Genomic DNA, 24,695 nt, shown 5'->3' with positions numbered 1-24,695 from the left:
GGTTTGAGGCTGGACATGCAGCTACGCCCTTCCCTGCTCCCCGCACTGGCCGTGTTCGCGGTCGCCGCACGCCACCAGAACTTTGCCCAGGCCGCACAGGAACTGCACCTGACCGCCAGCGCGGTCAGCCACCATGTGCGTCGCCTGGAAGAGGTGCTGGAGACCCGGCTGTTCCTGCGCCACGCCCGCGGCGTGCGCCTGACCGCCGAAGGCCGGCAGCTGGCCGACGCCGCCAGCGCCGCGTTTACCGACGTCGCGGCGGTTGCCCACCACCTGCACCCCGATGCCGACAGCGTGCCGCTGCGGATCACCACCCTGCGCTCGCTGTCCTACTGCTGGCTGTTGCCACGCCTGCCGCGCTTCACCCAGGCGCATCCGCATATCCGCATCGAACTGCACACCGGTAGCGGGCTTGATCGCTACGATGACAACGGCCCAGAGGTCGGCATACGCTACGGACTGGGCCAGTGGCCCGGCCTGCGCGCGCAGCACCTGATGGACGACTATCTGTTCCCGGTGGCGTCACCCGCGCTGGCCGGCGTCGAAACCCTGGACGACCCGGCGCGCATCGCCGAGCTGCCGCTGCTGACCGACCTGTCGCCGCAGGGGTGGCGCGACTGGTTCCGCCATGCCGGCGTGCGCCCGCCCTCACCGCTGCCACCGATGCACACCTTTGCCGACAGCACCGATGCGATGCGCGCGGCGGTGTACGGTATGGGCGCGGTGCTGGCACGCACCCACGTCGCCCAGCCCTACCTGCAGCGCTATGAAGTGGTGCGCCTGCCCGGCCCTGCGCTGAAGGCCCGTTACGCCTACTACGTGGTGCACGCCGAAGGGCAGCCGCCGAGCCCTGCGGCACGCCTGTTCATCGACTGGTTGCTGGAGCAGGCACAGGACGAACGCACGCCGATTCCCGCGCTGCCGGACAGCCTGCTGGGGCGCCCGGCCACGCGCGGCTGACTGCGCCCTCACCCGCTCTTTGCTTCGCGCTGGCTAGGCTGCAGGCGAACCCTTCCACGTGCCCCTGACATGAGCCTGCTGCGACTGCGCATCACCGGAACCGAAGACGACGCCCGCGCCATCAGCGATCTGCTGCTTGGCCTGGAGGGCATCGAGCATGTCGAGGAAACCGACGACCTGATGCCGCACATGGATGACGACGATTCCAGTTCGGCCGGGCTGTCCGATGACATCGGTCCGGGCATCCACGAACTGGAAGTGGAAGTCGGCAACGAGAGCACCGCGCAGAAGGTGCGTGACGCGGTGCAGGAGCTGGCGCTGGAGCTGGATGTCTTCATCGAGTACGAAACCGACGAAGGGTGAGTGTCCGCCGGGCGTGGCCCGGCGCTACCTTCCACCTGTCCGGTAGCGCCGGTCCACGACCGGCGGGCGCATCGTTCGATCAGGCCTTGCGACGGCGGCGACGCCACCACGCCCGCACGCCCCATCCTGCAATCAACGCCAGTACCGCGACCGGCAGCAATGCGGCCGCCGCACGGATCAGGAACGCGATACTGGTGCTGAGGATGCTGCCCGATTCGCTCAGTGCCTCACCGATCTCGCTGCGGCTGCGCTGCCCCGAGGTGGTGCCGAAGTGCATCGTCACCAGCTGGGTATCGATGCGCCGGCGCTGCTGCGCCGAATCCTTGTTGGCCTGTTCGACGCCCGCCTCGATCTCCGAAAGCCGCGTGGTGATCGCCATCAGGTCTTCGATCTTCAGATCCTTGCGGTCCTGGTAGGACAGCAGCTGCGCGTGTTCCTTCTCCAGCCGTGCCTTGGTCAGGGCGGTATCGGCCACCTGCTGCGCGAGGTCTTCGGCGCGAGTGCTGCGCGATTGCAGCTTGCCGCCTTCGCCCGCCATTGCGATCAACGGTTCGGTGCCCTTCGGTGCAATGCGGACCTTGACCTCGCCGCTGGGCTGCTCGCCACTGCGCTGATCAACCTGCAGCACCGCACAATCCCCGAACTTCGCGCTTTGGCAGGCCTGCGCCACCTGCTGGATGCGCGGTGCGATCTGCGCAGCGTCCAGCTGTATCTGCACGTCATGCTCGTAGGCCAGGAACGCACCTTCCGGCGAAGCGACCGCGGCTTCGGCACCGCCTCCGGCATCGGCCGCGACGTCGCCGTGCTTTCCGCACGCTGCCAGCGCCAGCAGCAGCACCGGCATTGCTGCCATGCGCGTCCACGCGCACACCGGCCTCACAGTGCGGCTCCGTCGTAAGAACTCACCGCCAGCGTGGCCAGATCCACTGCAGGCACACAGCGCACATTCACCGCCACCATCGGCGTGCCGGTGCGCGGGTCGACCGCTTCGCTGTAGGGAGCGATGCCGCATTCGCGGCAGTGGTGATGGTCGATGTGGGCCTTGTTGAAGTGGTAGGTGGCCACGTCCGCCGGATCGGTAGTCAGATGGAATGCCTCGCGCGGGGCGAACCACAGCAGGCTGCCACGGCGGCGGCACATCGAGCAGTTGCAGTCGATGACGTCACTGATCGGCGCCTCGGCCTGTACGGTGAATGCGATCCTGCCGCAATGGCAGCTTCCCTGGTATTCCATGTCCTGTGCTCCGCTGGAGGGTCCGTGTCTGCGCCATGGTAATCCTATGGCACGGGGACAAAGCAGCTCCGGGGCCCTATGCTCGGAGTTTGACCCCGTACAGGAACGCCGATGCGCCCGCATCTTCTTGCCCTTGCCCTGGTCGCTGCCCTGGCCGGTTGCCAGCCGGCCGACGCCCCGACCAACGCTTCCACCCCGACCGCCAGCCAGCAGGCCGATGACGCGGCGGTCGATGCGGCCTTCGCCGATCTGTCCAAGCGCGCCCTGGACACCTGGATGCAGCTGTCCCCGGTCAGCGCCACCCAGATCGGCGACCACCGCTACGACAGCGAGCTGGACGACCTCAGCGCCGCCGGCCAGCAGAAGACCGTGGCCGCCTACAAGGCGCTGCTGGGCGAGCTGGACAAGATCGAAGTGGCCAAGCTGGGCCGCGAGAACCAGGTGGACGCGGCGATCCTGCGCAACCAGCTGCAGTCGGAAATCTGGAATGCCGAAGTGCTGCAGTCCGGCAAGTGGGACCCGCAGCTGTACAACGGCATCGCCGGTAGCGCGATCTACGGCCTGATGGCGCGGGAATTCGCACCGCTGCCGGAACGCCTGAAGTCGGCCACCGCACGCATGGAGAAGCTGCCGGCGATCTTCGCCCAGGCACGCGAGAACCTGGATCCGGCGCGCGTGCCGAAGATCCATGCCGAGACCGTGGCCAAGCAGAACAAGGGCATCCTCAGCATCGTCGATACCTTCATCACCCCGCACATCGGTGAACTGCCGCAGGCCGACCAGCAGCGCCTGCAGGCTGCCATCGACGGGCTGAAGAAGGCCGTGGACGAGCAGCAGACCTGGCTGGACAAGACCCTGGTGCCGAACGCCAAGGGCGACTTCCGCATCGGTGCGGAAAAGTACGACCAGAAGCTGAAGTTCGCGCTGAGCTCGTCGCTGTCGCGCCAGGAGATCGGTGAGCGTGCGCGCGCCGAACTCAAGCGCGTGCGCGAAGACATGTACGGCATCGCGCAGACCGTGCTGAAGGACAAGCCGGGTGCGCCGGAGATGCCGGCCCAGCCGACCGACGAGCAGCAGCAGAAGGCGATCGAGGCCGCGCTGGAACTGGCCTACGCCGACAAGCCGGCACGCGACAAGGTGGTCGACGATGCCAAGGCCGCGCTGGAGCAGTCCACCGCCTTCGTGCGCGAGCACGACCTGGTGACCCTGCCCGACGCGCCGGTGGACATCATCCTGATGCCGGAATTCCAGCGTGGCGTGGCCGTGGCCTACTGCGATTCGCCGGGCCCGCTGGACAAGAACCTGAAGACCTTCTACGCCGTGTCGCCGATTCCGGACGACTGGAACGAGAAGCAGGTCGACTCGTTCCTGCGTGAATACAACTCGCGCATGATCCACCTGCTCAGCATCCACGAAGGCACCCCGGGTCACTACCTGGAAGGCTGGCACTCGGCCAAGTTCCCCTCCACCCTGCGTGCGGTGCTGCGTTCGGGCCTGTTCGCCGAAGGTTGGGCGGTCTACACCGAGCGCATGATGCAGGAGCAGGGTTACCTCAACAACGATCCGCTGTTCCACCTGGTGCAGCTGAAGTTCTACCTGCGCACGATCTCCAACGCGATCCTCGACCAGGGTGTGCACGTGGACAACTGGGATCGCGAAAAGGCGATGCACCTGATGACCCACGACGCGTTCCAGCAGGAAAGCGAAGCAGCCGGCAAGTGGGTACGCGCACAGCTGACGTCGGCGCAGCTGCCGACCTACTTCGTCGGCGCGCAGGAACACTTCGACACCCGCAAGGCAGTGCAGGAGAAGCTGGGCGACAAGTTCAACCTGAAGGCGTACCACGACCAGGTGCTGTCCTACGGCGCACCGCCGGTGCGCTTCGCACGCCAGCTGATGCTGGACCAGCCGATCGAATGATCGGGGGGATGTAGGTTGCAAATGGAACGGCCCGGGCAAACCCGGGCCGTTTCTACATGCGGTGGCGGGAGCCGCGGCTGCATCACGCACCGGCAACATGCACGGGCGCATCGTTCGCCGGGTTCCCCCTTCCACCAGCGTCCATGTCTCTCCCCCTGTTCCGTCTTGCACAGCTGCCCACGCTGCTGGCCAGCGCCTGTGCCTTCGCCGCCTGCCCTCCACCACCGCCCGGCCAGCCCGACATCCGTGCCCTGGGCTACTACACCGACAAGGCCGGCTCGGTGATCGACCCGGCGCTGCACCAGCAGAATCATGACGCCACCGCGCCACTGGACCGCTATGCCGCCGACGTGGCACGCATGAGCGATGACTACCTGCGCAACGGTGACCCGGCTGCGGCGCAATGCACGCTGGCATGGCTGGGTGCATGGGCAGACGGAGGCGCGATGCTCGGGCAGATGATCCGGGTCAACAACGACCAGTCGTTCTACATGCGGCAGTGGATGCTCGATGCGGTGGCGATGGCCTACCTGAAAGTGCACGACCAGGCCGACCCGCAGCAGCGCGCGCGCATCGATCCGTGGCTGCAACAGCTGGCACGCGCCAACCTGGCCTACTGGGACAACCCGAAACGGCGCCGCAACAACCACTACTACTGGGGCGGCCTGGGCGTGCTGGCTACCGGCCTGGCCACCGATGACCAGGCCCTCTGGCAGGCCGGCCACGCGGCCTTCCAGAAGGGCATCGATGACATCCAGGACGATGGCAGCCTGCCGCTGGAAATGGCCCGCGGACAGCGTGCCCTGCACTACCACGACTACGCGCTGGCGCCACTGGTGATGATGGCCGAACTGGCGCGGCTGCGCGGCCAGGACTGGTACGCCAGCCGCGATCACGCCATCGACCGCCTGGCGCGCCGGGTGATCGGTGGAAGCAACGACCCCGCGTGGTTCAACCAACGCACCGGCGTCGCTCAGCTGCCACTGAAGGCCAGCGGCTGGGTCGAGTTCTATCGTCTGCGCTCACCGGATGGCGGCCTGTTCGATGCGGCACATGCACGTGGACCGTTCCACTCACCGCGGCTGGGTGGCGACCTTACGCTGATGGCCGCGCACGGCATCGTGCGCACGCCCCTGCGCTAGCCGCGTGCCTCAGCGCATCGCCCGCTGCAGCAGCTGCTGGAACTGCGCGCTGCTGCAGCCCTGTGCACTACAGCCCGGCAAGGACAGTGCGACGCGGCCCGGCGGCTGCACCTCGGTCAGCGGCAGCGCATCGCGCAGCTGCCCGGTGGTGGGATAGACGTAGGACACGCGGAAACGCTCCAGGCCACTGCGACGCTCGCGCCAGCGCTCGAACTGCAGCAGGCCTCCGATCGGCGTCTTCTCGTACTGGCCCGGCAGCGTGTAGTCAGCGATTCCCAACGCAGCCAGCACGGAGCCGATGTTGGAGTCGTGGCCGACCAGCAGGCTCACCTTCGGCGACGCCGGATCCTTGAACAGTGCATCCACCCGTGCCAGCAGCGGTGCGGCCACATCACGAGCAACTTCAGGAGTACCGAACAGGATGTCCTGGTAGCGATTGCGGATCTGCGCCAGCGCCTGCCATTGCGCCTCGTTGTTCAAGCGGCCCCAACCTTCGCGCGGAATGCCACTTCCCTGGTAGTGCTCCATCAGCAGCGCATCCACCACCCCGCTGGCCAGCGCCAGTGAACCCGAAGCGCGAGGCTCGTTGCCCGGCTCCGCACTGAAGGTGGTATCGGCCAGCGTCAGATGGCAGTCGCCGCGGCCGGTACACGCCGCCGACTCCGGGTAGCGGGTGACCGCCTCCACCACCGCCAGTGCCGGCGCCAGGTCCACGTCGGTCAGCGCTTGCTGCATTGCCGACAGCGCGCGCTCGCGGAAGGCCGTGTCTCCGTTGTGGATCACCGGATTGAACAAGGGATCCATCGTGCCGAGCGGCATGCGCTGCTCGATCGCAACGTGGCAGCCCGGGAAGGCACCGGCAACGAAGAACTGTGCGGTGGCCTGGGTTCGCTGCAGGCTGTTGGCGTGTGCGTGGAAGTCATCCGGCTTCGGGCAGCCCGTTGCCGGCAGCAGCTGCGCCTGGCGCAGCCACTGGCCGATGTAGCGGCCCATGTAGACCTCGAGCACACCGCCCTTGGTGGTCAGCTCGCCTGCACCTACGTCCCAGCCTGGCCAGCGTTCCGGAGTGGCCTTGGCCAGCGCGCCCGACGCCACCACCGGTGCGCGCAGGTTGTGGCGGCTGAGAAGGATGACCTGCTCAAGCTGCTCGTCTGCGACGGGTGCGGCCATCGCGGTCGCAGTGCTCATGCCCAGCGCGAGCGCCAGCAACAGGGAGCGTAGGGGGCGGATCATGCAGGTCTCCAGAAGCACGCTGGGGCCAGAGCCCTTTCCTTCACAAGGGGATCTGACCCCAAGGGATACGGGATCGGGGTCGGATCCCTCTCGCAGAGAGGGCTCTGACCCCGAAGCGATCATTGATCGGCAGCCACAAAGCCACCGGTCTGCCGCGCCCACAATCGTGCGTACAGGCCACCGGCCGCAATCAGCTCCGCATGGGTGCCGGTCTCGACGATGCGGCCCTGGTCCATCACCACCAGCCGGTCCATGCGCGCGATGGTCGACAACCGGTGCGCGATCGCGATCACCGTCTTGCCGCCCATCAATTCGTCCAGGCTGTCCTGGATCGCCGCTTCCACTTCCGAATCCAGCGCCGAAGTGGCTTCGTCCAATACCAGGATCGGTGCGTCCTTCAGCAGCACGCGGGCAATGGCGATGCGCTGGCGCTGGCCGCCGGACAGCTTCACGCCGCGCTCGCCGACATGCGCGTCATAGCCACGACGGCCCTGCCCGTCCACCAGCGTGTCGATGAAGCTGGCCGCGCGTGCCTTGGCCACGGCCGCGTGCAGTTGCTCGTCGGTGGCATCCGGGCGGCCGTACAGCAGATTGTCACGGATCGAGCGATGCAGCAGCGAGGTGTCCTGGGTGACCACGCCGATCTGCTGGCGCAGGCTTTCCTGGGTGACGTACGCGATGTCCTGATCATCGATCAGGATGCGGCCGCTCTCCAGGTCGTACAGGCGCAGCAGCACGTTGACCAGGGTCGACTTGCCGGCGCCGGACGGACCGACCAGGCCGATCTTTTCGCCGGGCTTGACCACCAGGTCCAGGCCGGCGATCACACCGCCCTTCTTGCCATAGTGGAAATGGATGTCCTGGAAGTGCACGCCGCCGCGGGTCACCTGCAGCGGCACCGCATCGTCGCGGTCCTGCACGGTCAGCGGCTGGGCGATGGTGGTGATGCCATCCTGCACCGTGCCGATATCCTCGAAGATGCCGTTGATGGTCCACATGATCCAGCCGGACATGTTGTGGATGCGGATCACCAGGCCGGTGGCCAGGGTGATCGCACCGACGGTGATGTGGCCACCGTTCCACAGCCACAGCGCCAGACCGCAGGTACCGGCGATCAGGAAGCCGTTGACGATGGCGATGGTCAGGTCCATGCCGGTGGTGATGCGGGTCTGTGCGCGGTGCTTGACCGCCAGCTCCTGGATCGACTCGGCCACGTAGGCCTGCTCGCGCCCGCCATGGGCGAACAGCTTCAGCGTGGGGATGTTGGTGTAGCCATCGACGATGCGGCCCATGGCCTTGGAACGCGCCTCCGACGCTATCCATGCCCGTTCCTTCGCGCGCGGCACGAAGTAGGCCAGGATCACCGCATAGGCCAGCAGCCACAGGATCAGCGGCACCATCAGCCGCCAGTCGGCCTGCGCGAACAGGTACAGCGCGGTGCCGGTATAGACCACGATGTACCAGAGCGAATCGACCATCTGCACCGCCGACTCGCGCAGCGAGGTACCGGTCTGCATCACCCGGTTGGCGACGCTGCCGGCGAAGTCGTTCTGGAAGAAACTCAGGCTCTGCCGCACCACGTAGTTGTGCATCAGCCAGCGCGAGCGGTTGCTCAGGCCGGGCACGATGGCCTGGTTGACCAGCAGGTTGTGCAGGCCAACCAGGATCGGCCGCGCGATGACCGTGATGAACAGCATCCAGCCCAGTTCATTGGCGTGGCGCTTGAAGAAGTCGGCGCCCGGCTGCTCGGCGACCATGTCGACGATGCGGCCCAGGTAATCGAACATCGCCACTTCCACCAGCGCCAGCAGCAGCCCGGCGATGAGCGTGGCCAGCAGCACCGGCCACACCGGGCGCAGGTAGTGCAGGTAGAACGGCAGCACCTTGCGCGGTGGCATGCGCCCGTCCACGGGCGGGAACACCGGAATCAGGGATTCAAACCAACGGAACATTGCATTCCCTCGCCTCTTGCAAGCGGCGGAGTATCCCACGCCGGGTGTGTACGCCAGCCGACGATGCCGCGATTCTGGTAGCGCCGGGCCATGCCCGGCGGTTCCCGCTGCAACCGCGCTGCGCGCTCGCCGGGCGAGGCCCGGCGCTACCGATCATGTGGGCCGCATCGGGTTACGTGGCCGGGGTGAACAGCAGGTCCTGGAAATCGAAGCTGAAATCGGTCAGGTCGGAAATCGGCTGCATGCGCACCTCGCGCACCTTGCCATCCGGGTCCAGGCTGAAGTTCACGAACGCATCGGCGTTGAGCGAACGGTCGTCCCAGCGCACGATGAAGGTGTCGTGCTGCCAGTGCTCCAGGCGCCCGCTCAGTTGTGCGGTCTTCGCAAAGCGCAGGCGCAGGCCCTTGCCCTCGCTGCTGACCTGCATGTCGCCGTACCAGCGGTCACGGAAGGTGCCGGTGTAGCCGGCCAGCGCCAGCGACGGCCTGCTGCCCTTGTCGCGTGCACTCTGGTGCTTGGCCCACGCCTCGTCGGCCTTGTCCTGGCCCTTGGCCACGGCCTTGGCATAGGCATCCACCCAGTCGTGCTTTTCACCGCCCAGGTAGGCATCGAGCACGCTCAGGGTGATCGCATTGAACGCCGCACCCACCTCCTGGTTGGTCAGCACCACCACGCCCAGCTTCTCGCCCGGCACCAGGGTCAGTCGCGAGACCATGCCTGGCCAGCCACCGGTATGCCAGACCAGCTTCTGCCCGCGATAGTCGCTCAGACTCCAGCCCTCGCCATAGCCGGCGAAATTGGCCCGCGCCGGTGCCAGCTCCGGCACGCTTGGCGCCGGAATCGACTGCGGCGTGATCATCCGCCACATCTGCTGCTGGCTCTTCTCGTTGAACAACGGCGTGCCGTCGGCCAGCTTGCCTTCGGCCAGCTGCACCTGCATCCAGCGCGCCATGTCATGCGCGCTGGAATAGATGCCACCGGCGCCGGCGTTGTTCGACCAGGTCAGCGGCGCAACGGTGCGCAGGTCCTTGAAATCGTACTTGGCGTGGCCGACCGCGGCCTTGTCACCGGGCTTCAGGTGATCGGCGTTGTAGCGCGTGCCGGCCATGCCGACCTTGTCGAAGATGCGCGTCTGCAGGAACTGCTGGTAGCTCATGCCGGAAACATGCTCGATCACCTGCTGGGCCACCGCGTACAGGATGTTGTCGTAGGCATAGCTTTCGCGGAAACCGCCCTTCAGCGGCACCTTGCCCAGGCGCTCCACCACTTCGGCATTGCTGTAGGAGGTGGTCGGCCAGAACAGCAGGTCACCAGCGCCCAGGCTCAGGCCACTGCGGTGTGACAGCAGGTCGCGGATCGTCATCTGGCCGGTTACGAACGGGTCGGACATGCGGAACGACGGCAGGTGATCGATCACCTTGTCGTCCATCTTCAGCTTGCCGTCCTCGGCCAGCAGGTTCAGCGAGGTTGCGGTGAACGCCTTGGTATTGGACGCAATGGCGAACAGGGTGTCGGCCTGGACCGGCTCCGGCCTGCCCTGTTCACGCACGCCCCAGCCGCGCTCGAGCACCACCTGGCCGTCCTTGACCACGGCCACGGCGATGCCGGGCACGTCGAACTGCGCGCGTACGCGCTCGACGGTCGCATCCAGGTCCTGCAGCTGCGCCGGGGTGGCCGCGCTTGCCATGGTCGTGCATGCCAGCAGCACGGCTCCTCCAATCCAGGGTTTCATCCAGCACGATCTCCGAACAGGGGTGGCGGCCATGTGCAGGCCGTCATCAGGGGTTCGCGCGATGGTAACGGTCATCGGCGCAGGCTGGCCTGTGCCATAGGAGGGGTGTCATGGACGGGAACGGCCAACCGAGCAATGGATCCACCATCATCCCTTGCCTGCGCTACCGCGATGCGCAGGCGGCGATCGACTGGCTGCAGCGCGCCTTCGGCTTCCATGCCCAGGCGGTGTATGCCGACGGCGATACCGTGTTCCACGCCCAGCTGACCTTCGGCAACGGCATGATCATGCTCGGCTCGGCCAACAAGGAAAGCGCGTGGAGCCAGCATGCCGCAATGCCGGACGAGGTGGGCGGCCGCCAGACCCAGAGTGCCTGCGTGATCGTCACCGATGCCGACGCGCACTACGCCCGGGCCAAGGCCGCAGGCGCCCGCATCGTCATCGACATCGCCGACCAGGACTACGGCGGCCGTGGCTATGCCTGCGCCGATCCGGAAGGCTACCTGTGGTGGTTCGGCAGCTACGATCCGTGGCGCGCGGACCACGGCCAGTGACCGCCGAAGCGATCCGCTGCGGCATCGGCGGCTGGGTGTTTCCGCAATGGCGCGGCGGCGTGTTCTATCCCGCCGGCCTGCCGCAGCGCGAAGAGCTGGCACACGCCAGCCGTGCGCTGCGCTGCATCGAGATCAACGGCACGTTCTACCGCACGCCGACCGCAGCGCAGTGTGCGCAGTGGGCGGCGCAGACCCCCGAAGGCTTCCGTTTCTCGCTGAAGGCGCCGCGCTACCTGGTGCAGCGCCGCGACCTGTCCAGCACGGTGGATGCCGCGGCGCCGTTCCTGCAGGCCGCACTCGCACTCGGCGACCGGCTGGGCCCGCTGCTGTGGCAGTTCGATCCACGGCATCCGGCCGATGCCGAAGCACTGGAACGGCTGATGGCGCAGCTGCCCAAGCAGCTGGACGGCGTGCCGCTGCAGCACGCCCTGGAAGTCCGCAATGCCGAGGCGCATGGCCCGGCACTGGTTACCGCCGCACGCGCGCATGGCGTGGCCCTGGTGATCGAGGACAGCGACGAGGCGCCCCTGCACGGCGATGTCAGCGCCGGCTTCGTCTACGCACGGATCAAGCGCAGCCAGGCCCGCTTGAAGGAGGGCCTGCCGGCGCCCGTGCAGCAGCGCTGGGCCGAACGGGCCAGGCGCTGGTCGCGCGGCGAGCCGGTGGACGACCTGCCCTGCCTGGCAGGGCCCGCCCCTGAAAGCCCGCGCGAGGTCTACCTGCTGTGCATCGGCGCAGGCAAGGCGCGCAACCCGGCGGCAGCGATGGCGCTGCAGCGGCAGGTTGACCAGAGCAGCCATTCCGCACGCGGGTAGCGCTGCGACGTTCGCCTTGCCTCACAATAGGCAGATGAGCACACCCGACACCCGCAAAGCGCTGTGGCAGATCCATTTCTGTGTCCTGCTGTGGGGCATCACCGCCATCCTCGGCAAGCTGATCACCCTGCCCGCATTGCCGCTGGTGTGGTGGCGCATGCTGCTGGTGACGGCGATGCTGGCCCTGCTGCCACGGGTGTGGCGCGGGCTGCGCACCCTGCCCCTGCGGCTGGTGGCCGGCTACGCCGGCATCGGTGCGCTGGTCGCCCTGCACTGGCTGACGTTCTACGGTGCGGTGAAGCTGGCCAATGCCTCGGTGGCCGCCACCTGCATCGCGCTGGCGCCGGTGTTCACGTCAATCATCGAACCGTGGGTGGCCAAGCGGCCGTTCCAGCTGCGTGAACTGGCCTTCGGCCTGGCAGTACTGCCGGGCGTGGCGCTGGTGGTGGGTGGCGTGCCCGATGGCATGCGCCTGGGTGTACTGATCGGCGCGATCTCGGCATTGCTGGTGGCGGTGTTCGGCTCGCTCAACAAGCGCATGGTCAGCCACGCCGATCCGCTTACGGTCACGGCGCTGGAACTGGGTGCGGGCACCCTCACCCTGACCCTGCTGGCACCGCTGATGCCTTACCTGCTGCCGGCGCTGGCCAGCCCGCTGTGGGTGGTTCCGGACCTGCACGACGGCATCCTGCTGCTGGTACTGGCCGGGTTCTGCACGCTGCTGCCGTTCGCCCTGGCCCTGGTCGCGCTGCGCCACCTGAGCGCCTACACCGTACAGCTGGTGACCAACCTGGAACCTGTCTACGCAGTGGTGCTGGCCGTGGTGCTGCTGCGCGAGCAGCACGAGGTCACCCCATGGTTCTACCTGGGCGTGGCGATCATCGTCGGTGCAGTGTTCCTGCATCCGCTGCTCAATCGCCGCAAGCCGGTGCAGCATCCGGAAATCCTTGGCACGGCCGAGGCGCGCAACATCGCCGATTGAGTGCATCCACGCAGGGCGTGGATCTACCGGGCGTGGATCGACGTTTCAGCGCTGCGGCCAGTGCCATGCCGGGGCATCCAGCAAGCCCTGCCCACTCAACAGCGTGCGGCCCTGCTCCTTCTGCAGGTGCAGCGAGTGGCAACCCGGTGCCTGTTCCAGTGCTGCGATCAGCCGGCTGGCGTGTGAGACCACCCACACCTGGCTGCGCGCACTGGCGGCGATGATCAGCCGCCCCAGCGCCGGCAGCAGGTCCGGATGCAGGCTGGTCTCCGGCTCGTTGAGCACCAGCAGCGGCGGCGGGCGCGGTGTGTGCAGCGCGGCAGCCAGCAGCAGGAAACGCAAGGTGCCATCGGACAGTTCGGTCATCGACAAGGGCCGCAGCAGCCCGGGCTGGTGGAAACGCAGGGCCAATCGGCCATCCAGTTCCTCGAAGCCGATCGTGGCACCCGGGAAGGCATCGTCCACGCTGCGTGCCAAGGCAACCGGATCTCCGATCTCGAGGATGGTCACCCAGGCCGCCGCCAGATCGCGGCCGTCGTGATGCAGCACCGGCGTACGCGTGGCCATCGCCGGCTGCCGCGCCGGCGCATCGGCATCGCTGCGGAAATGATCGTAGAAGCGCCAGCGACGGATGTACTCACGCAGGGCGATGGTTTCCGGCATGCGCTGCGGATCGCCGACCTGGGTGAACAGGCTGTCGAACGATGACAGCCGATCATCGACCAGATCCCAGCCGTGCGCATGGCGTTGCCGCACCATCGCCCCGCGGCGATCGACCAGCAGGTTGGCGCTGCGCAGGAACGGCCCGGCCCAGATCGCTTCGGCCTTGATCTGCGGATCCAGGGCGAACGCTGAACGGCTGGGCGGCGGATACCCCAGGTCGATCGCATAACCGAACTGGTCGGTGGCGAAGCCGAGCTTCAGGCCCACCGCTTCCTGGCGCGGGCCACCCTGCAGGGGAATGTCGCCCGCAGTGACCCGGCGATCGATCTTTTCCGGGCCGGCCCACAGCGCCGAGCCGAGTCCACCTTCGCGCGCCAGCACCGCGGCCACCCCGCCCTGCACGGTTTCCGCCAACAGGCGCAGCGCGCGGTACAAGCTGGATTTGCCACTGCCGTTGTCGCCGGTGACCACATTCAACGGCTGCAGCGGCAGCACCAGCCCATGCAGTGAACGGTAGTGGGCGATGGCCAGGGTCTGCAGCATGGTCGTGTCCGGGGAGCAGGAACGCCATGTTCGCCGGGCGCAATCGCACAGGCCGCGACGCGGCGTTACCCAATCGGGAACAGCATCCACGCATGGCGTGGATCGACCGGGCGGGGCGATTCAGCTCAACCCGCCCGTTCCACCCGGTTGCGGCCATTGCCCTTGGCCCGGTACAGCGCCTTGTCGGCACGTGCCAGGGTCTCGTCCACGCTCTCGCCAGTGCGGTGCTGGGCGACACCGATACTGATCGTGACCGGGAAACCCAGCGGCAGGTCGGCCACCGCCAGGCGCAGGAACTCGCATTGCAGTTCCGCGGTGCGCAGGTCGGTACCGGGCATCACCGCCACGAACTCTTCGCCGCCATAGCGCGCGGCCATGCCGCGGCCGGCGAAGTGCGAGCGCAGCAACGCTCCCAGTTCGGCCAGTACCCGGTCGCCGGTGGCGTGCCCCTGGAAGTCGTTGATGTGCTTGAAGTGGTCGATGTCCAGCAGCGCCACGCAGGCCGCAGTGGGTGGATTCCCGGCCACCGCCTCTTCCAGTGCGGCCGCCATCGCACGGCGGTTGGGCAGGCCGGTCAAGTCATCGGTACGGCTCTGTGCGGCCAGATCGGCATTCTGCGCCAGCAGTACGTCCTGATATTCCGACAACAGCCGCTCGTAATCATCCCGCTCCAGCATGTGCTTCTGGATGTCGAGGGCGAAGCGCCGCAGTTCCATCACCAGCATCACCTGCCGCGACAGTGCGGCCAGCGCTTCGGCCTTGTCGCTGGCCAGGTGCTGCGGATGCGCATCGAACACGCACAGCGTGCCCAGCGGCAGGCCATCGGAACTGATCAGCGGCGCCCCAGCGTAGAAGCGGATGTGCGGGTCGCCGGTCACCACCGGATTGTCGTGGAAGCGGATGTCCTGCAGCGCGTCCTCGACCACCATGATTTCCTGCGGCTGCAGGATGGCGTGGCCGCACATCGATTCGCTGCGCAGGTTCTCCGCCGCATCGATGCCCTGGATCGACTTGAACCATTGCCGTTCGACGTCGATCAGGGTCACCGCCGCCATCGACGTGCCGCAGACCGCCTTGGCGATCACCACCAGGTCGTCGAAGGATTTTTCGCGCTCCGAATCCAGGATGCGGTAGCGGTACAGCGCCTCAAGCCGAAGGGCTTCATTGGCAGGCTTGTCGGGCTTGATCATGCAGCGTCACGTTCCGGCAGGTCATCGCGAAGTCTAGCCGATGCCTGTCCACAATCTGCACCCTGGGTAGTGCCGGCCGCTGGCCGGCATCCCGGGTACATCGCACGTCCATTGCCGCCGGCCAGCGGCCGGCACTACCAGTCCAGCTGCTTCGGCAGCAGGCCCTGCAGTTCCTGCTCGGTCAGGTTGCGCCACTGGCCCGGCTTCAGCGCGCCGATCTTGATGTTGTCGATGCGCACACGGCGCAGCTGGGTCACGCGGTAACCGAATTCAGCAGCCATCAGTCGGATCTGCCGGTTCAGGCCCTGCTGCAGGGTGATGCGGAACCCGAACTTGGCGATGCGCGAGGTCTTGCACGGCAGCGTCATCTGGTCGTGGATGCGCACGCCGCGGGCCATGCCACGCAGGAACTCATCGGTAACCGGCTTGTTCACCGCCACCAGGTACTCCTTCTGGTGGCCGTTCTCGGCGCGCAGGATCTGGTTGACGATGTCGCCGTTGCTGGTCATCAGGATCAGGCCTTCGGACTCCTTGTCCAGGCGGCCGATCGGGAAGATGCGCTGTTCGTGGCCGACGAAGTCGACGATGTTGCCCTTGACCGATGTTTCGGTGGTGCAGGTGACGCCGACCGGCTTGTTCAGCGCGATGTAGACGTGGCGGCGGGTGCCGGGCTTGCGGGCGACGCGGGCGCGCAGCGGCTGGCCGTCGACCAGCACCTGGTCTTCTTCCCCCACCACCGCACCGGTGCCGGCCGGGTGGCCGTTGACGGTGACGCGGCGGGCGGCGATCAGGCGATCGGCCTCGCGGCGGGAGCAGAAGCCGGTGTCGGCGATGTGTTTGTTGAGTCGGGTGGTCATCGCCCTATTATCCGGCATCGCCGCCCGCTGCGCCTCATGCCGGGCCGGGCGGATCGAGCTCTTCACCGTCGAACACACGGTCGCGGCCGGCGCGCTTGGCCACGTACATGGCATGGTCGGCCCGCCGCAGCAGCGCCGCCAGGTCATCCTCGCCCGGCCGCCACTGTGCCAGGCCGATGCTGGCGGTCACCTCCAGCCCCGCTACCTGCAGCGCCTGGCCAGCCTCGGTGATGCGCTGGCGAAGTCGATCCAGCCGCGCCGATGCCGCCTCACGCGGCATGCCCGGCATCAGCAGCAGGAACTCTTCGCCGCCCATCCGCACCACTTCGTCCTGGCTGCGCACCGCCGTGCGCAGGGCCCGCGCAACGGCCACCAGCACCTGGTCGCCAACCGCGTGGCCATGGCGGTCGTTGATGTCCTTGAACAGGTCGATGTCGAGGAAGCCGATCACCAGCGGCCCGCCCTCGCGGTTGACACGCTCCAGATGCCGCGCCAGCTGCTGCAGGCCGGCACGACGGTTGGGAAGGCCGGTCAGGCCATCGGTCTCGGCCAGCTGGCGCAGCTCGTCACGCTGCTGGCGCAGGCGGCCAAGCCGCTGGTTCAGGGCATAGGCCGCCATCATCAGCAGCCAGGTCACCGCCAGCTGCAGCGCCTCCACCCGGTATTCCAGCAGCCACTCCGCACCACAGGCATCGGCGATGATCAGCACCAGCATCGGTGCCAGCGCAGCCAGGCCCGCCTGCGCCCAACGGTCACCGCGCCAGCGTGCCCATATGCCGACCAGCAGTGCCAGCCCGCACCCGGACAGATAGGACACCTGCAGGCCCTGTGCGACCCAGGCCAGATGCTCCCAGCGCAGCCACGGCACCAGCGCGGCCAGCGCCATCAGGGTCCACAACACCAGCAGCTGCGCCGGGCGCGATCGAGGCAGCACGCGGTCGCCTCCGTTCAGCCGCCACAGCGCTGGCAGCACCAGCGCCTGCGAGGCCGCGGTCAACGACAGCAGCCACCTCGCGCCGTGCTCCCCCACCGGCAGCCAGGGTTCCGGGTAGCCACTGAGCCCACCGAGGATGGCCTGCCACAACACCAGCACGGTGGTGCAGGCGATATAGACCAGGAAGCTGCGGTCGCGCGTGGTCAGGAACGCCATCAGCGCCGACAGCGCCAGCGCGATCGCCACCGCGATGCAGGCGGCACGTACCAGCAGGCGCGCGGTATCGTTCTGCTGCACCGGGCTGGGCGCGCCCAGCCGCAGGGTCGGTACCCAGCGTGTTTTCAGCGGCGCCTGCCAGGAAACCAGGAAGGGCTCGTGGCTGCCGGCCGGCGGTACGGCCACCATGCCGATACCAGCACGGAAACGTGAATCGCGGGTACGGGCATCGTGCATGTCGCCGCAGATTTCGCGGTCGCCATGCTGGACGCGCACTTCACCGGCAAAGACGTTGAAAACATCCAGTGCCTGCGGTTCCCCCGACCAGCCAGTGGGCGGTGCGGGCACCTCGGCCTGCTGGCGGGCGCCGGACAGCATCTGCGGCGTGCACGCACGGTGCGGCGTCGGCTCGTCGGTAGCGCCGCCGACCAGAAGATAATCACGGCCCGACACGGCCTCTGCAGCCTGAAGCGGCCACGGCAACGCCAACCACACCATCAGGACGGCCAGCACCGCTCCTGTTCCATACCGCCACTGCCTGCCGCCCACGCCACGTCCTGTTCCTGCTTACGTCCGCGCCCACTGCGCGTCGCCCCTGGCGCGCATTATCGCAGCCGGGCACGCCGCGCATGTGTAGACCAAAGTCGGCGCCTGCGGTTCAGCCAGCGCTGGGCGGCCCCTTCACGGCCACCAGCCGGAACGGCCTCAGGTCCGCCAGGGTCATCCGTTCCAGCGGCTGCGGGCGCTCGATCGCGTAGCCCTGCAGGCCCTGTACGCCGAGCCGCGTCAGTGCCCCGGCCACCTCCGTGGTCTCCACCCATTCGGCCACCACTTCCATCTGCAGCTCGCGCCCCAGCTCGCTGATCGCGCGCACGGTGGCGTGGCTGACCGGGTCGGTGTCCATGTCGCGGACGAAGGCGCCGTCGATCTTGAGCATGTCGGCCGGCAGCTGGCGCAGATAGCCGAACGAAGAGAGGCCGGACCCGAAGTCGTCCAACGCCATCCTGCAGCCGCGCGCCTTCACTGCATCGATGAACGCACGGGCCTGGCTGAGGTTGCTGATCGCGGCCGTTTCGGTGATCTCGAAACACAGCTTGGAAGCCAGCGCACGGTTGCGTTCAAGCAGGTCGCAGACGAAGGCAAGGAAACCCGGTTCGGCAATCGACTGGGCAGATACATTGACGTTGCACAGCCCCAACTGGCGGACATGCACCGGGCAGACCTGCAGGTGGCGGAACAGCAGTCCGAGCACATGCCGGTCCAGCGCTACCGCCATGCCATAGCGCTCCACCGCGGGCATGAACTGTCCGGGCAGGTGCAGGCTGCCGTCGGTACCGCGCATGCGTACCAGCACTTCGTAGTGCAGGTAGGACGGATCGCCAACCCGGGCGATGCGCTGCGCATACAGCAGCATCCGGTTCTCGGCCATCGCCAGGCTGACACCCTGCAGGCGCTCGGCCTCCTGCCGCCGCTCCTCCAGTGCCATGCGGTTCTCGTTGAAGCAGTGGACGCGGTTGCGGCCGGCCTGCTTGGCGGCATAGCAGGCACTGTCGGCAGCGCTCATCAGCCAGTTAACATCGGGTGCGTCGGCGCTGACTTCGACCACGCCGATGCTGCAGCTCAGCTGCGGGCTGCCTTCACTGATGGGGAAGGTCGCCTGCCCCAGATTGCGGATCACCCGCTGCAGCACCCGCTTGGCTTCGTCCTGGCTGGCATGGGCAAGGAACACCGCGAACTCATCGGCGCCAAGTCGCCCGACCCAGTCGCCATCACGCACCGCAGCCACCAGGTAGTCGGCAAAACTGCGCAGCATCTGATCGCCGGCGGCGTGGCCGAAACTGTCGTTGACCAGCTTGAAGTGGTCCAGGTTGATGTAGCACAGCGCATGCGTTCCACCATCGCTGCGCACCTGCAGCAGCGCGCGTTCCAGCAGGCGTTCGATCTCGCGACGGTTGATCAGGCCGGTCAACGGATCATGGCTGGCGTGGTGCTCGATCTCGCGTGCCAGTGCATGGTTCTGGCTGACGTCCTCGATGATCGCGAACACCGACAGGCCACCGCCGGCACTGCGCACCCCGGTACCGCTCCAGCGCCCCCAGACCAGGCTGCCGTCACGGCGGCAGAAGCGCAGTTCGCTCGGCCGCAGCTGGCGGTCCCAGTCGATGCGGCCAACGCCGTCGATGACCAGCTCGCCTTCCATCAGCAGATCGCCGAGCGACATCTGCAGCAGCACCTCACGCCGGTAATCGAGGATATCGGCCATCGCCTGGTTGGCTTCGACCACCCTGCCTTCGGTGTCAAGCTTGAGCATGCCAACGTTGGCCTGGTAGAACGCCGCGCGGAAGCGGCTCTCGTGTTCGGTCAGGTCCTTGCCTACGCGGCGCGCGAGGGCCACCGCCATCAGGCTGATCGCCAGCACCGACAGTCCTCCCACCACCAGCGTCGCGATGCGCACCATGGTGGCCATGCGCAGCAATGCCTGAGAGAACGCCTGCGCCTGCACCTGCAGGCGACGGTCGAGATCACGCAGCTGTTGAAGGTAGCGGTCACGCGCAGCGACCGGCAGCACGCCTTGGCCATGCCGCTGCTGCAGCTCATCTACCAGCCGCTGCACGGCCATCAGGTCGCCATCGGTCTGCCGCCACAGGGCAGTCGCTTCACGGAATGCACCGATGTCGCGTGCATACCGGAACGAGAACACCAGTCGTGGAATATCGGCGCGCGCGTTGCCACCCCGCAGGAAGCCCTGCCGGGCCTTGGCCTCGTCCGGCTCGGCCTGCTCCAGTGCCAGCCGCGCCTGCAGATCCCCCATGGGCACCTGCAGGGCCCGGCGCGCATCGTCCAGGTCCTGGGCATCACCACGCGCCAGGTAGCGGCTGAGTGCGGCGGTCGCATCCTGCTGCCCCCGCGACCAGTACCCCTGGCCGGCAATCCAGGCGGTGGAAGCCGCCTGCAGTTCCTGGATCAAGGCGGACAGTGCGACCAGTCCAATCGCCATGCCCGTCAACAACGCAAACCGCAGTCCCAGGCCACGGGTCATCGGCACCCGCCGGCTCTGTTGGTCCGTGCCACTCCTACCCATCCCGGATCCCCCCGAATGTGATGCGGTGACAACCTCCTTTGGAACCGGCTCAGCCTAGGACCGGGAATGTGTTGGCCATGCGAAAAAAGGGACGGAGGGGATTAAGTCGTTTTCGGCATAAGCGCCCCGGCCAGCCATTTACGACTTGATCCCCTCCGTCCCCTTTTCCAGCCCCATAACGCACAACGCCAGCCCGAAGGCTGGCGTTGTCATGGCTGCGGTACGGCTCAGTAGCTGCGCGGACCGCGCGGCTTGAAGCCGTCACGACGCGGCGGGCGGCTGTCGCGGTCACCGCCGCGGTCGCCGCCGTGGCCACCCGGACCACCCGGACCACCACGACGCGGGCCACCCGGGCCGCCCGGACCACGCTTGTCGAAGCGCGGCTTGAACGGACGCGGGGCCGGGTTGGTGTCTTCACCCGGGGCCAGCGCACGCATCTGCAGCTGCTGGCCGGACACCCACACCTTCTGCAGGTGCGACAGCACGTCCGGCGGCATCTGCGCCGGCAGGTCCAGCAGCGAGAAGTCGTCGTGGATGTCGATGCGGCCGATGAAACGGCTTTCCAGGCCGGCTTCGTTGGCGATGGCGCCGACGATGTTGGCCGGCTTCACGCCATGCTGGTGGCCCACCGAAATGCGGTAGGTCTCCATGCCCTGCTCCGGTGCACCACGCGGCGGAACCTCGCGGCGCGGACGCTGCTCAAAACCACCTTCGGCGTCGTCACGGCGCGGGCCGCGCTCGAAACGCGGGCCACGCTCGTTGCGGTCGAAGCGATCGCCGCGTTCCGGGCGGTCGCCACGGTCGAAGCGCTCGCGCGGCGCGCGCTCTTCACGCGGGGCACGCACCGGCGGCTGCAGCAGGAACGGGGTATCGCCCTGCAGCATCTTCGCCAGCGCGGCTGCCACTTCGATGGCCGGCACGTTCTGCTCGTTCTCGAAGCGCTCCAGCAGCTGGCGGTAGAAGTCCAGGCCACCGGCACCAAGGGTTTCGGTGATGCGCGAGGTGAACTTGTTGATGCGGGTGTCGTTGACCGCTTCCACGCTCGGCAGCTGCATTTCTTCGATCGGCTGGCGGGTGGCGCGCTCGATCTGGCGCAGCATGCCCTTCTCGCGCGGGGTGGCGAACAGGATCGCCTCGCCGCTGCGGCCGGCACGGCCGGTACGGCCGATGCGGTGCACGTAGCTTTCGGTGTCGTACGGGATGTCGTAGTTCAGCACGTGGCTGATGCGCTCCACGTCCAGGCCGCGCGCGGCCACGTCGGTGGCGACCAGGATGTCCAGCTTGCCTTCCTTCAGCATGGCGATGGTGCGCTCACGCTGGGCCTGCTGCATGTCACCGTTGATGGCGGCAGCGGCCAGGCCACGGGCCTGCAGCTTGCTGGCCAGCTCTTCGGTGCCGGCCTTGGTGCGCGCGAAGATGATCATCGCGTCGAACGGCTCGACTTCCAGGATGCGGGTCAGCGCATCCAGCTTGTGCATGCCGCTCACCCACCAGTAACGCTGGCGGATGTTGGCCGAGGTGGTGGTCTTGGCCGCGATGGTCACTTCCACCGGGTCCTGCAGGTAGGTCTGCGCGATGCGGCGGATCTGCGGCGGCATGGTGGCCGAGAACAGGGCCACCTGGCGCTGCTCCGGCAGCTTCTTCAGCACGGCTTCGACGTCGTCGATGAAGCCCATGCGCAGCATTTCATCGGCTTCGTCCAGCACCAGCGTCTTCAGCTCGGACAGGTCCAGGGTGCTGCGGTCGAGGTGGTCGATCACGCGGCCGGGGGTACCGACCACGATATGCACGCCACGACGCAGCGCCGACAGCTGCTGGCCGTACGGCTGGCCGCCGTACACCGGCAGCACGCGGAAGCCCGGAATCTTCGAGGAATACGACTGGAACGCCTCGGCCACCTGGATGGCCAGCTCGCGGGTCGGCGCCAGGATCAGGGCCTGGGGCTTGATCTGCTGCAGGTCGATGTTGGACAGTACCGGCAGTGCGAACGCTGCGGTCTTGCCGGTGCCGGTCTGGGCCTGGCCCAGCACGTCGCGGCCTTCCAGCATCGCCGGGATGGTGGCAGCCTGGATCGGCGACGGGGTTTCATAGCCGATGGCGGTGACCGCCTGCATCACGGGCTCGGACAGGCCGAGCTGCGCAAACTGCAGCGGCGCTTGGGAATCTTGGGACATGGGGAACTCCGAAGGCACTGCCGTCTTCCTGGCAGTGCGATAAAAAAGGTGATGGTCCGCGCTTTGGGCGCCCTTCTTATCGCGTGCCCTGGCGCTGCTCGGTCGGAGGAGATTTCACTCGCTCAGAGCGGAATGATACCGCATTGATCCTGAACGAGGCGTACAGCTTGCCGTGCGTGTGCCGTCATGCCCCGCGCTGGCGCACAATACGCGCCCTCTTCCCCGGCCCGGCCGCTGGCCGACGCCCCTCTCCAGGAAACCGTTCCATGCAGATTCTCGAATTCGACCTCGACGGCGACTACGTCGAACTCAAGCAGCTGCTCAAGCTGGCCGACCTGGTCACCAGCGGCGGCGAGGCCAAGATGGTCATCGGCGATGGCCAGGTACGGGTCGATGGCGAAGTCGAACTGCGCAAGGCCTGCAAGATCCGCGCAGGCCAGGTGGTCGAGTTCGCTGACAGCCAGATCCGCGTGCTGGCTGCCGGCTGATCTGAACCGGTTCAGGCCACGCGCTGGGTCAGGTGCGAGGCGATCAACTGCCTGAACGGTGCCACGCCCTGCGCCAGGCGCAGGCCGGCCGCCCGCAACAGGCGCGCCGGGCGGCGATCGTCGGTGTACAGGCTGGCGATCGCGTTGGTGGCCTCGTACAGGGGCCGCGATGCCAGCCGATGACCGCGCTGATAGCTGGCCAGCATGCTGGCGGCGGCGATATCGGCACCGCGGCGCTGCTGCGCGACGATACCCTGCGCCAGCCGCTGCGCGCTGGCCAGGCCCAGGTTGAAGCCATGCGCGGTGACCGGGTGCATGCCCACCGCGGCATCGCCGATCAGCGCCGACCGCTCGCCGACGAAGCGGTGCGCGTACACCCCCACCAGCGGATACGCCTGCGGCGTGGCCACCGGCAGCATCCGGCCAAGGCGGTGCTCGAAGCAGGCACTGACGGCCTCACCAAAGGCCACCTCGTCCATCGCCAGCAGCTCCTCGATCTGCCGCGGCGGCAACGTGATCACCGCCGAAGCCTGGCCCTCGTTGAGCGGTAAAAGCGCCATGGTGCGGCCGTAGCCGAACCACTCCCACGCAGTGTGGTGATGATCGCGCTCAACCTGCATGCGGCAGACCAGCATCGACTTGCCGAAGTCGCGCATCTGCGCGCCGATGCCGAGCATGCGCCGGGTGGCGGAGAAGCGGCTGTCGGCGGCAACCAGCAGGCGCGCATGCAGTTGGCTGCCGTCATCGAGCTTGACCACGTGGCCCTGCGCATCGGCCTGCACGCCCAGCACCTTGCGTCCGTCGAACAGTTCCAGGCCGTCCTGGCCCTGCACCGCATCCCATGCGGCGCGGCGGATCAGATGGTTGGGTACCAGCCAACCCAGCGGCTGGCCATCAACCTGGCTGCTGGCGAAGGTCAGCGCGAACGGCGAGCCGCCGTTCATTACCTTGGCGTCGCGCAGTTCAGCGACTTCGGCCTGCGGCAGGCGCTGCCACAGCCCCAGCTGCTCCATGCTCTGCCGCGAGGCATGGGTCAGCGCGATCTCGCGGCCATCGAAGGCGGCCTCGGCCAGGGCCTGGCGCGGTTGGACTTCGACCAGCCCTACCTGCAGGCCGCTGCCGGCCAGCGCGCGCGCGAAGCACAGGCCTGCCGGCCCGGCACCGACCACCACCACGTCCATCCTGCGCATGCGCGCCTCCTGCCGTTGATTCAGTCCGCGCCAGCATAGCGCCGCCCGCATGACTGGCCTTGATCTGGATCAGGCCCAGGTCACAACAACGCGAACACCAGCGCCAGGATCGACAGCAGCGACACCGCCCACACCAGGCTGCGCACATAGGGCACACCTGCGGCATACAGCGGCAGATAGGCCACGCGCGCCCAGAAGTAGGCCTGCGCAGCCAGCGCCGTGGTGTCGTTGGTACGCCCGGCCACCACCACCGCAACTGCCGCGGCTGCAAAGAACGGGAAGGTCTCCAGGAAGTTGCCCTGGGCCCGCTGCAGGCGCCCGGCCAGCGCGCTGACCGGCTTTGCATCGCCATCGCGTGCCGAGGCATTCCACTTCATCCCGCGCTCGCGGGTGACCACGGTGGAGGTAGCAAAGATGTAGACGAAGCCCAGCAGCACCGACCAGGCCAGCATCGTCAGTTCAGTTGCCATCG

21 protein-coding genes are annotated in these 24,695 nt (G+C 67.5%); 8 read left to right on the top strand and 13 right to left on the bottom strand.

The annotated features are described in order from the left end of the window. Window positions 1–15 precede the first annotated feature (15 nt). Together QP552_RS06515 and QP552_RS06510 are read left to right on the top strand one after the other, a co-directional pair. On the top strand, window positions 16–960 hold the full coding sequence (locus QP552_RS06515) for a LysR substrate-binding domain-containing protein (protein WP_106550373.1): 945 nt from the start codon (window positions 16–18) through the stop codon (window positions 958–960). 69 nt (window positions 961–1,029) lie between these two features. Next, entirely contained in the window at window positions 1,030–1,323 is a 294-nt protein-coding gene (locus QP552_RS06510) for a hypothetical protein (protein ID WP_106550374.1), read from the top strand. A gap of 79 nt (window positions 1,324–1,402) precedes the next feature. On the opposite strand, the gene QP552_RS06505 is transcribed toward QP552_RS06510, so the two are convergent. Both QP552_RS06505 and QP552_RS06500 read right to left on the bottom strand, forming a co-directional pair. Next, window positions 1,403–2,176, bottom strand: coding sequence for a DUF4349 domain-containing protein (locus QP552_RS06505; RefSeq protein ID WP_111112809.1), 774 nt, complete (start codon window positions 2,174–2,176; stop codon window positions 1,403–1,405). A gap of 23 nt (window positions 2,177–2,199) precedes the next feature. Then, complete coding sequence (locus QP552_RS06500; RefSeq protein ID WP_106550376.1) at window positions 2,200–2,556, bottom strand: GFA family protein; 357 nt, start codon at window positions 2,554–2,556, stop codon at window positions 2,200–2,202. 111 nt (window positions 2,557–2,667) lie between these two features. On the opposite strand from QP552_RS06500, the gene QP552_RS06495 reads away from it, so the two are divergent. Together QP552_RS06495 and QP552_RS06490 are read left to right on the top strand one after the other, a co-directional pair. Then, entirely contained in the window at window positions 2,668–4,476 is a 1,809-nt protein-coding gene (locus QP552_RS06495; protein WP_286075359.1) for a DUF885 domain-containing protein, read from the top strand. 143 nt (window positions 4,477–4,619) lie between these two features. Further along, window positions 4,620–5,618 (top strand): polysaccharide lyase, encoded by a 999-nt coding sequence (locus tag QP552_RS06490; protein ID WP_286075357.1) that lies wholly within the window; start codon window positions 4,620–4,622, stop codon window positions 5,616–5,618. Window positions 5,619–5,627: 9 nt separating this feature from the next. Here the strand turns inward: QP552_RS06490 and agp are convergent, their stop codons facing one another. From agp to QP552_RS06475, 3 genes are all read right to left on the bottom strand, one after another. Next, a complete protein-coding gene (gene agp / locus QP552_RS06485) occupies window positions 5,628–6,851 on the bottom strand; it encodes a bifunctional glucose-1-phosphatase/inositol phosphatase (RefSeq protein ID WP_286075356.1) in 1,224 nt (407 codons plus the stop codon). A 119-nt stretch (window positions 6,852–6,970) separates the two neighbouring features. Further along, window positions 6,971–8,803 (bottom strand): multidrug efflux ABC transporter SmrA, encoded by a 1,833-nt coding sequence (smrA, locus tag QP552_RS06480; protein ID WP_111112805.1) that lies wholly within the window; start codon window positions 8,801–8,803, stop codon window positions 6,971–6,973. 172 nt (window positions 8,804–8,975) lie between these two features. After that, on the bottom strand, window positions 8,976–10,535 hold the full coding sequence (locus tag QP552_RS06475) for a serine hydrolase (RefSeq protein ID WP_286075354.1): 1,560 nt from the start codon (window positions 10,533–10,535) through the stop codon (window positions 8,976–8,978). A gap of 110 nt (window positions 10,536–10,645) precedes the next feature. On the opposite strand from QP552_RS06475, the gene QP552_RS06470 reads away from it, so the two are divergent. The 3 genes from QP552_RS06470 to QP552_RS06460 are packed head-to-tail and all read left to right on the top strand — an operon-like array spanning window position 10,646 to window position 12,886. After that, the gene (locus QP552_RS06470; RefSeq protein ID WP_049427701.1) at window positions 10,646–11,089 is read left to right on the top strand and encodes a VOC family protein; all 444 of its coding nucleotides are present in this window, start codon (window positions 10,646–10,648) and stop codon (window positions 11,087–11,089) included. Further along, the gene (locus QP552_RS06465) at window positions 11,086–11,904 is read left to right on the top strand and encodes a DUF72 domain-containing protein (protein WP_286075353.1); all 819 of its coding nucleotides are present in this window, start codon (window positions 11,086–11,088) and stop codon (window positions 11,902–11,904) included. Before QP552_RS06470 ends, QP552_RS06465 begins: the two co-directional genes overlap by 4 nt. Before the next feature lie 34 nt (window positions 11,905–11,938). Beyond that, the gene (locus tag QP552_RS06460; protein WP_010486385.1) at window positions 11,939–12,886 is read left to right on the top strand and encodes a DMT family transporter; all 948 of its coding nucleotides are present in this window, start codon (window positions 11,939–11,941) and stop codon (window positions 12,884–12,886) included. A 45-nt stretch (window positions 12,887–12,931) separates the two neighbouring features. Here QP552_RS06460 and QP552_RS06455 read toward each other — a convergent pair whose 3' ends face one another. The 6 genes from QP552_RS06455 to QP552_RS06430 form a co-directional block, all read right to left on the bottom strand. Beyond that, entirely contained in the window at window positions 12,932–14,092 is a 1,161-nt protein-coding gene (locus tag QP552_RS06455) for an AAA family ATPase (RefSeq protein ID WP_286075352.1), read from the bottom strand. 125 nt (window positions 14,093–14,217) lie between these two features. After that, entirely contained in the window at window positions 14,218–15,282 is a 1,065-nt protein-coding gene (locus tag QP552_RS06450) for a sensor domain-containing diguanylate cyclase (RefSeq protein ID WP_286075351.1), read from the bottom strand. A gap of 134 nt (window positions 15,283–15,416) precedes the next feature. After that, window positions 15,417–16,139: a pseudouridine synthase gene (locus QP552_RS06445; RefSeq protein WP_012510490.1), complete on the bottom strand. Its 723-nt coding sequence runs from the start codon at window positions 16,137–16,139 to the stop codon at window positions 15,417–15,419. Between the two features lie 34 nt (window positions 16,140–16,173). Further along, window positions 16,174–17,838, bottom strand: a complete 1,665-nt coding sequence (locus QP552_RS06440) for a diguanylate cyclase (protein WP_286075350.1) — start codon at window positions 17,836–17,838, stop codon at window positions 16,174–16,176. Window positions 17,839–17,947: 109 nt separating this feature from the next. Continuing rightward, a complete protein-coding gene (locus tag QP552_RS06435) occupies window positions 17,948–20,371 on the bottom strand; it encodes an EAL domain-containing protein (protein ID WP_286075349.1) in 2,424 nt (807 codons plus the stop codon). Between the two features lie 227 nt (window positions 20,372–20,598). Next, on the bottom strand, window positions 20,599–22,545 hold the full coding sequence (locus tag QP552_RS06430; protein WP_049432175.1) for a DEAD/DEAH box helicase: 1,947 nt from the start codon (window positions 22,543–22,545) through the stop codon (window positions 20,599–20,601). A 266-nt stretch (window positions 22,546–22,811) separates the two neighbouring features. Here QP552_RS06430 and QP552_RS06425 point away from each other — a divergent pair, with 266 nt between their 5' ends. Further along, window positions 22,812–23,033, top strand: coding sequence for an RNA-binding S4 domain-containing protein (locus QP552_RS06425; protein ID WP_010486399.1), 222 nt, complete (start codon window positions 22,812–22,814; stop codon window positions 23,031–23,033). An 11-nt stretch (window positions 23,034–23,044) separates the two neighbouring features. Here QP552_RS06425 and ubiM read toward each other — a convergent pair whose 3' ends face one another. Next, on the bottom strand, window positions 23,045–24,223 hold the full coding sequence (gene ubiM / locus QP552_RS06420) for a 5-demethoxyubiquinol-8 5-hydroxylase UbiM (RefSeq protein ID WP_286075348.1): 1,179 nt from the start codon (window positions 24,221–24,223) through the stop codon (window positions 23,045–23,047). A gap of 80 nt (window positions 24,224–24,303) precedes the next feature. Continuing rightward, entirely contained in the window at window positions 24,304–24,693 is a 390-nt protein-coding gene (locus QP552_RS06415; RefSeq protein ID WP_111112797.1) for an MAPEG family protein, read from the bottom strand. Window positions 24,694–24,695: the final 2 nt, after the last annotated feature.

The organism is Stenotrophomonas sp. 59 (assembly GCF_030291095.1).
In the GTDB taxonomy this organism is placed as follows: domain Bacteria; phylum Pseudomonadota; class Gammaproteobacteria; order Xanthomonadales; family Xanthomonadaceae; genus Stenotrophomonas; species Stenotrophomonas maltophilia_Q.
Note: the sequence above shows the minus strand (reverse complement) of the source record. Positions and strands in the feature narration are given on the sequence as shown.

Bases quoted from the DNA above. Each gene is read 5' to 3' on its own strand.
- QP552_RS06515 (WP_106550373.1), top strand. From the start codon at position 16: ATGCAGCTACGCCCTTCCCTGCTCCCCGCACTGGCCGTGTTCGCGGTC.
- QP552_RS06510 (WP_106550374.1), top strand. From the start codon at position 1,030: ATGAGCCTGCTGCGACTGCGCATCACCGGAACCGAAGACGACGCCCGC.
- QP552_RS06505 (WP_111112809.1), bottom strand. From the start codon at position 2,176: ATGGCAGCAATGCCGGTGCTGCTGCTGGCGCTGGCAGCGTGCGGAAAG.
- QP552_RS06500 (WP_106550376.1), bottom strand. From the start codon at position 2,556: ATGGAATACCAGGGAAGCTGCCATTGCGGCAGGATCGCATTCACCGTA.
- QP552_RS06495 (WP_286075359.1), top strand. From the start codon at position 2,668: ATGCGCCCGCATCTTCTTGCCCTTGCCCTGGTCGCTGCCCTGGCCGGT.
- QP552_RS06490 (WP_286075357.1), top strand. From the start codon at position 4,620: ATGTCTCTCCCCCTGTTCCGTCTTGCACAGCTGCCCACGCTGCTGGCC.
- agp (WP_286075356.1), bottom strand. From the start codon at position 6,851: ATGATCCGCCCCCTACGCTCCCTGTTGCTGGCGCTCGCGCTGGGCATG.
- smrA (WP_111112805.1), bottom strand. From the start codon at position 8,803: ATGTTCCGTTGGTTTGAATCCCTGATTCCGGTGTTCCCGCCCGTGGAC.
- QP552_RS06475 (WP_286075354.1), bottom strand. From the start codon at position 10,535: ATGAAACCCTGGATTGGAGGAGCCGTGCTGCTGGCATGCACGACCATG.
- QP552_RS06470 (WP_049427701.1), top strand. From the start codon at position 10,646: ATGGACGGGAACGGCCAACCGAGCAATGGATCCACCATCATCCCTTGC.
- QP552_RS06460 (WP_010486385.1), top strand. From the start codon at position 11,939: ATGAGCACACCCGACACCCGCAAAGCGCTGTGGCAGATCCATTTCTGT.
- QP552_RS06455 (WP_286075352.1), bottom strand. From the start codon at position 14,092: ATGCTGCAGACCCTGGCCATCGCCCACTACCGTTCACTGCATGGGCTG.
- QP552_RS06450 (WP_286075351.1), bottom strand. From the start codon at position 15,282: ATGATCAAGCCCGACAAGCCTGCCAATGAAGCCCTTCGGCTTGAGGCG.
- QP552_RS06445 (WP_012510490.1), bottom strand. From the start codon at position 16,139: ATGACCACCCGACTCAACAAACACATCGCCGACACCGGCTTCTGCTCC.
- QP552_RS06435 (WP_286075349.1), bottom strand. From the start codon at position 20,371: ATGGGTAGGAGTGGCACGGACCAACAGAGCCGGCGGGTGCCGATGACC.
- QP552_RS06430 (WP_049432175.1), bottom strand. From the start codon at position 22,545: ATGTCCCAAGATTCCCAAGCGCCGCTGCAGTTTGCGCAGCTCGGCCTG.
- QP552_RS06425 (WP_010486399.1), top strand. From the start codon at position 22,812: ATGCAGATTCTCGAATTCGACCTCGACGGCGACTACGTCGAACTCAAG.
- ubiM (WP_286075348.1), bottom strand. From the start codon at position 24,223: ATGCGCAGGATGGACGTGGTGGTGGTCGGTGCCGGGCCGGCAGGCCTG.
- QP552_RS06415 (WP_111112797.1), bottom strand. From the start codon at position 24,693: ATGGCAACTGAACTGACGATGCTGGCCTGGTCGGTGCTGCTGGGCTTC.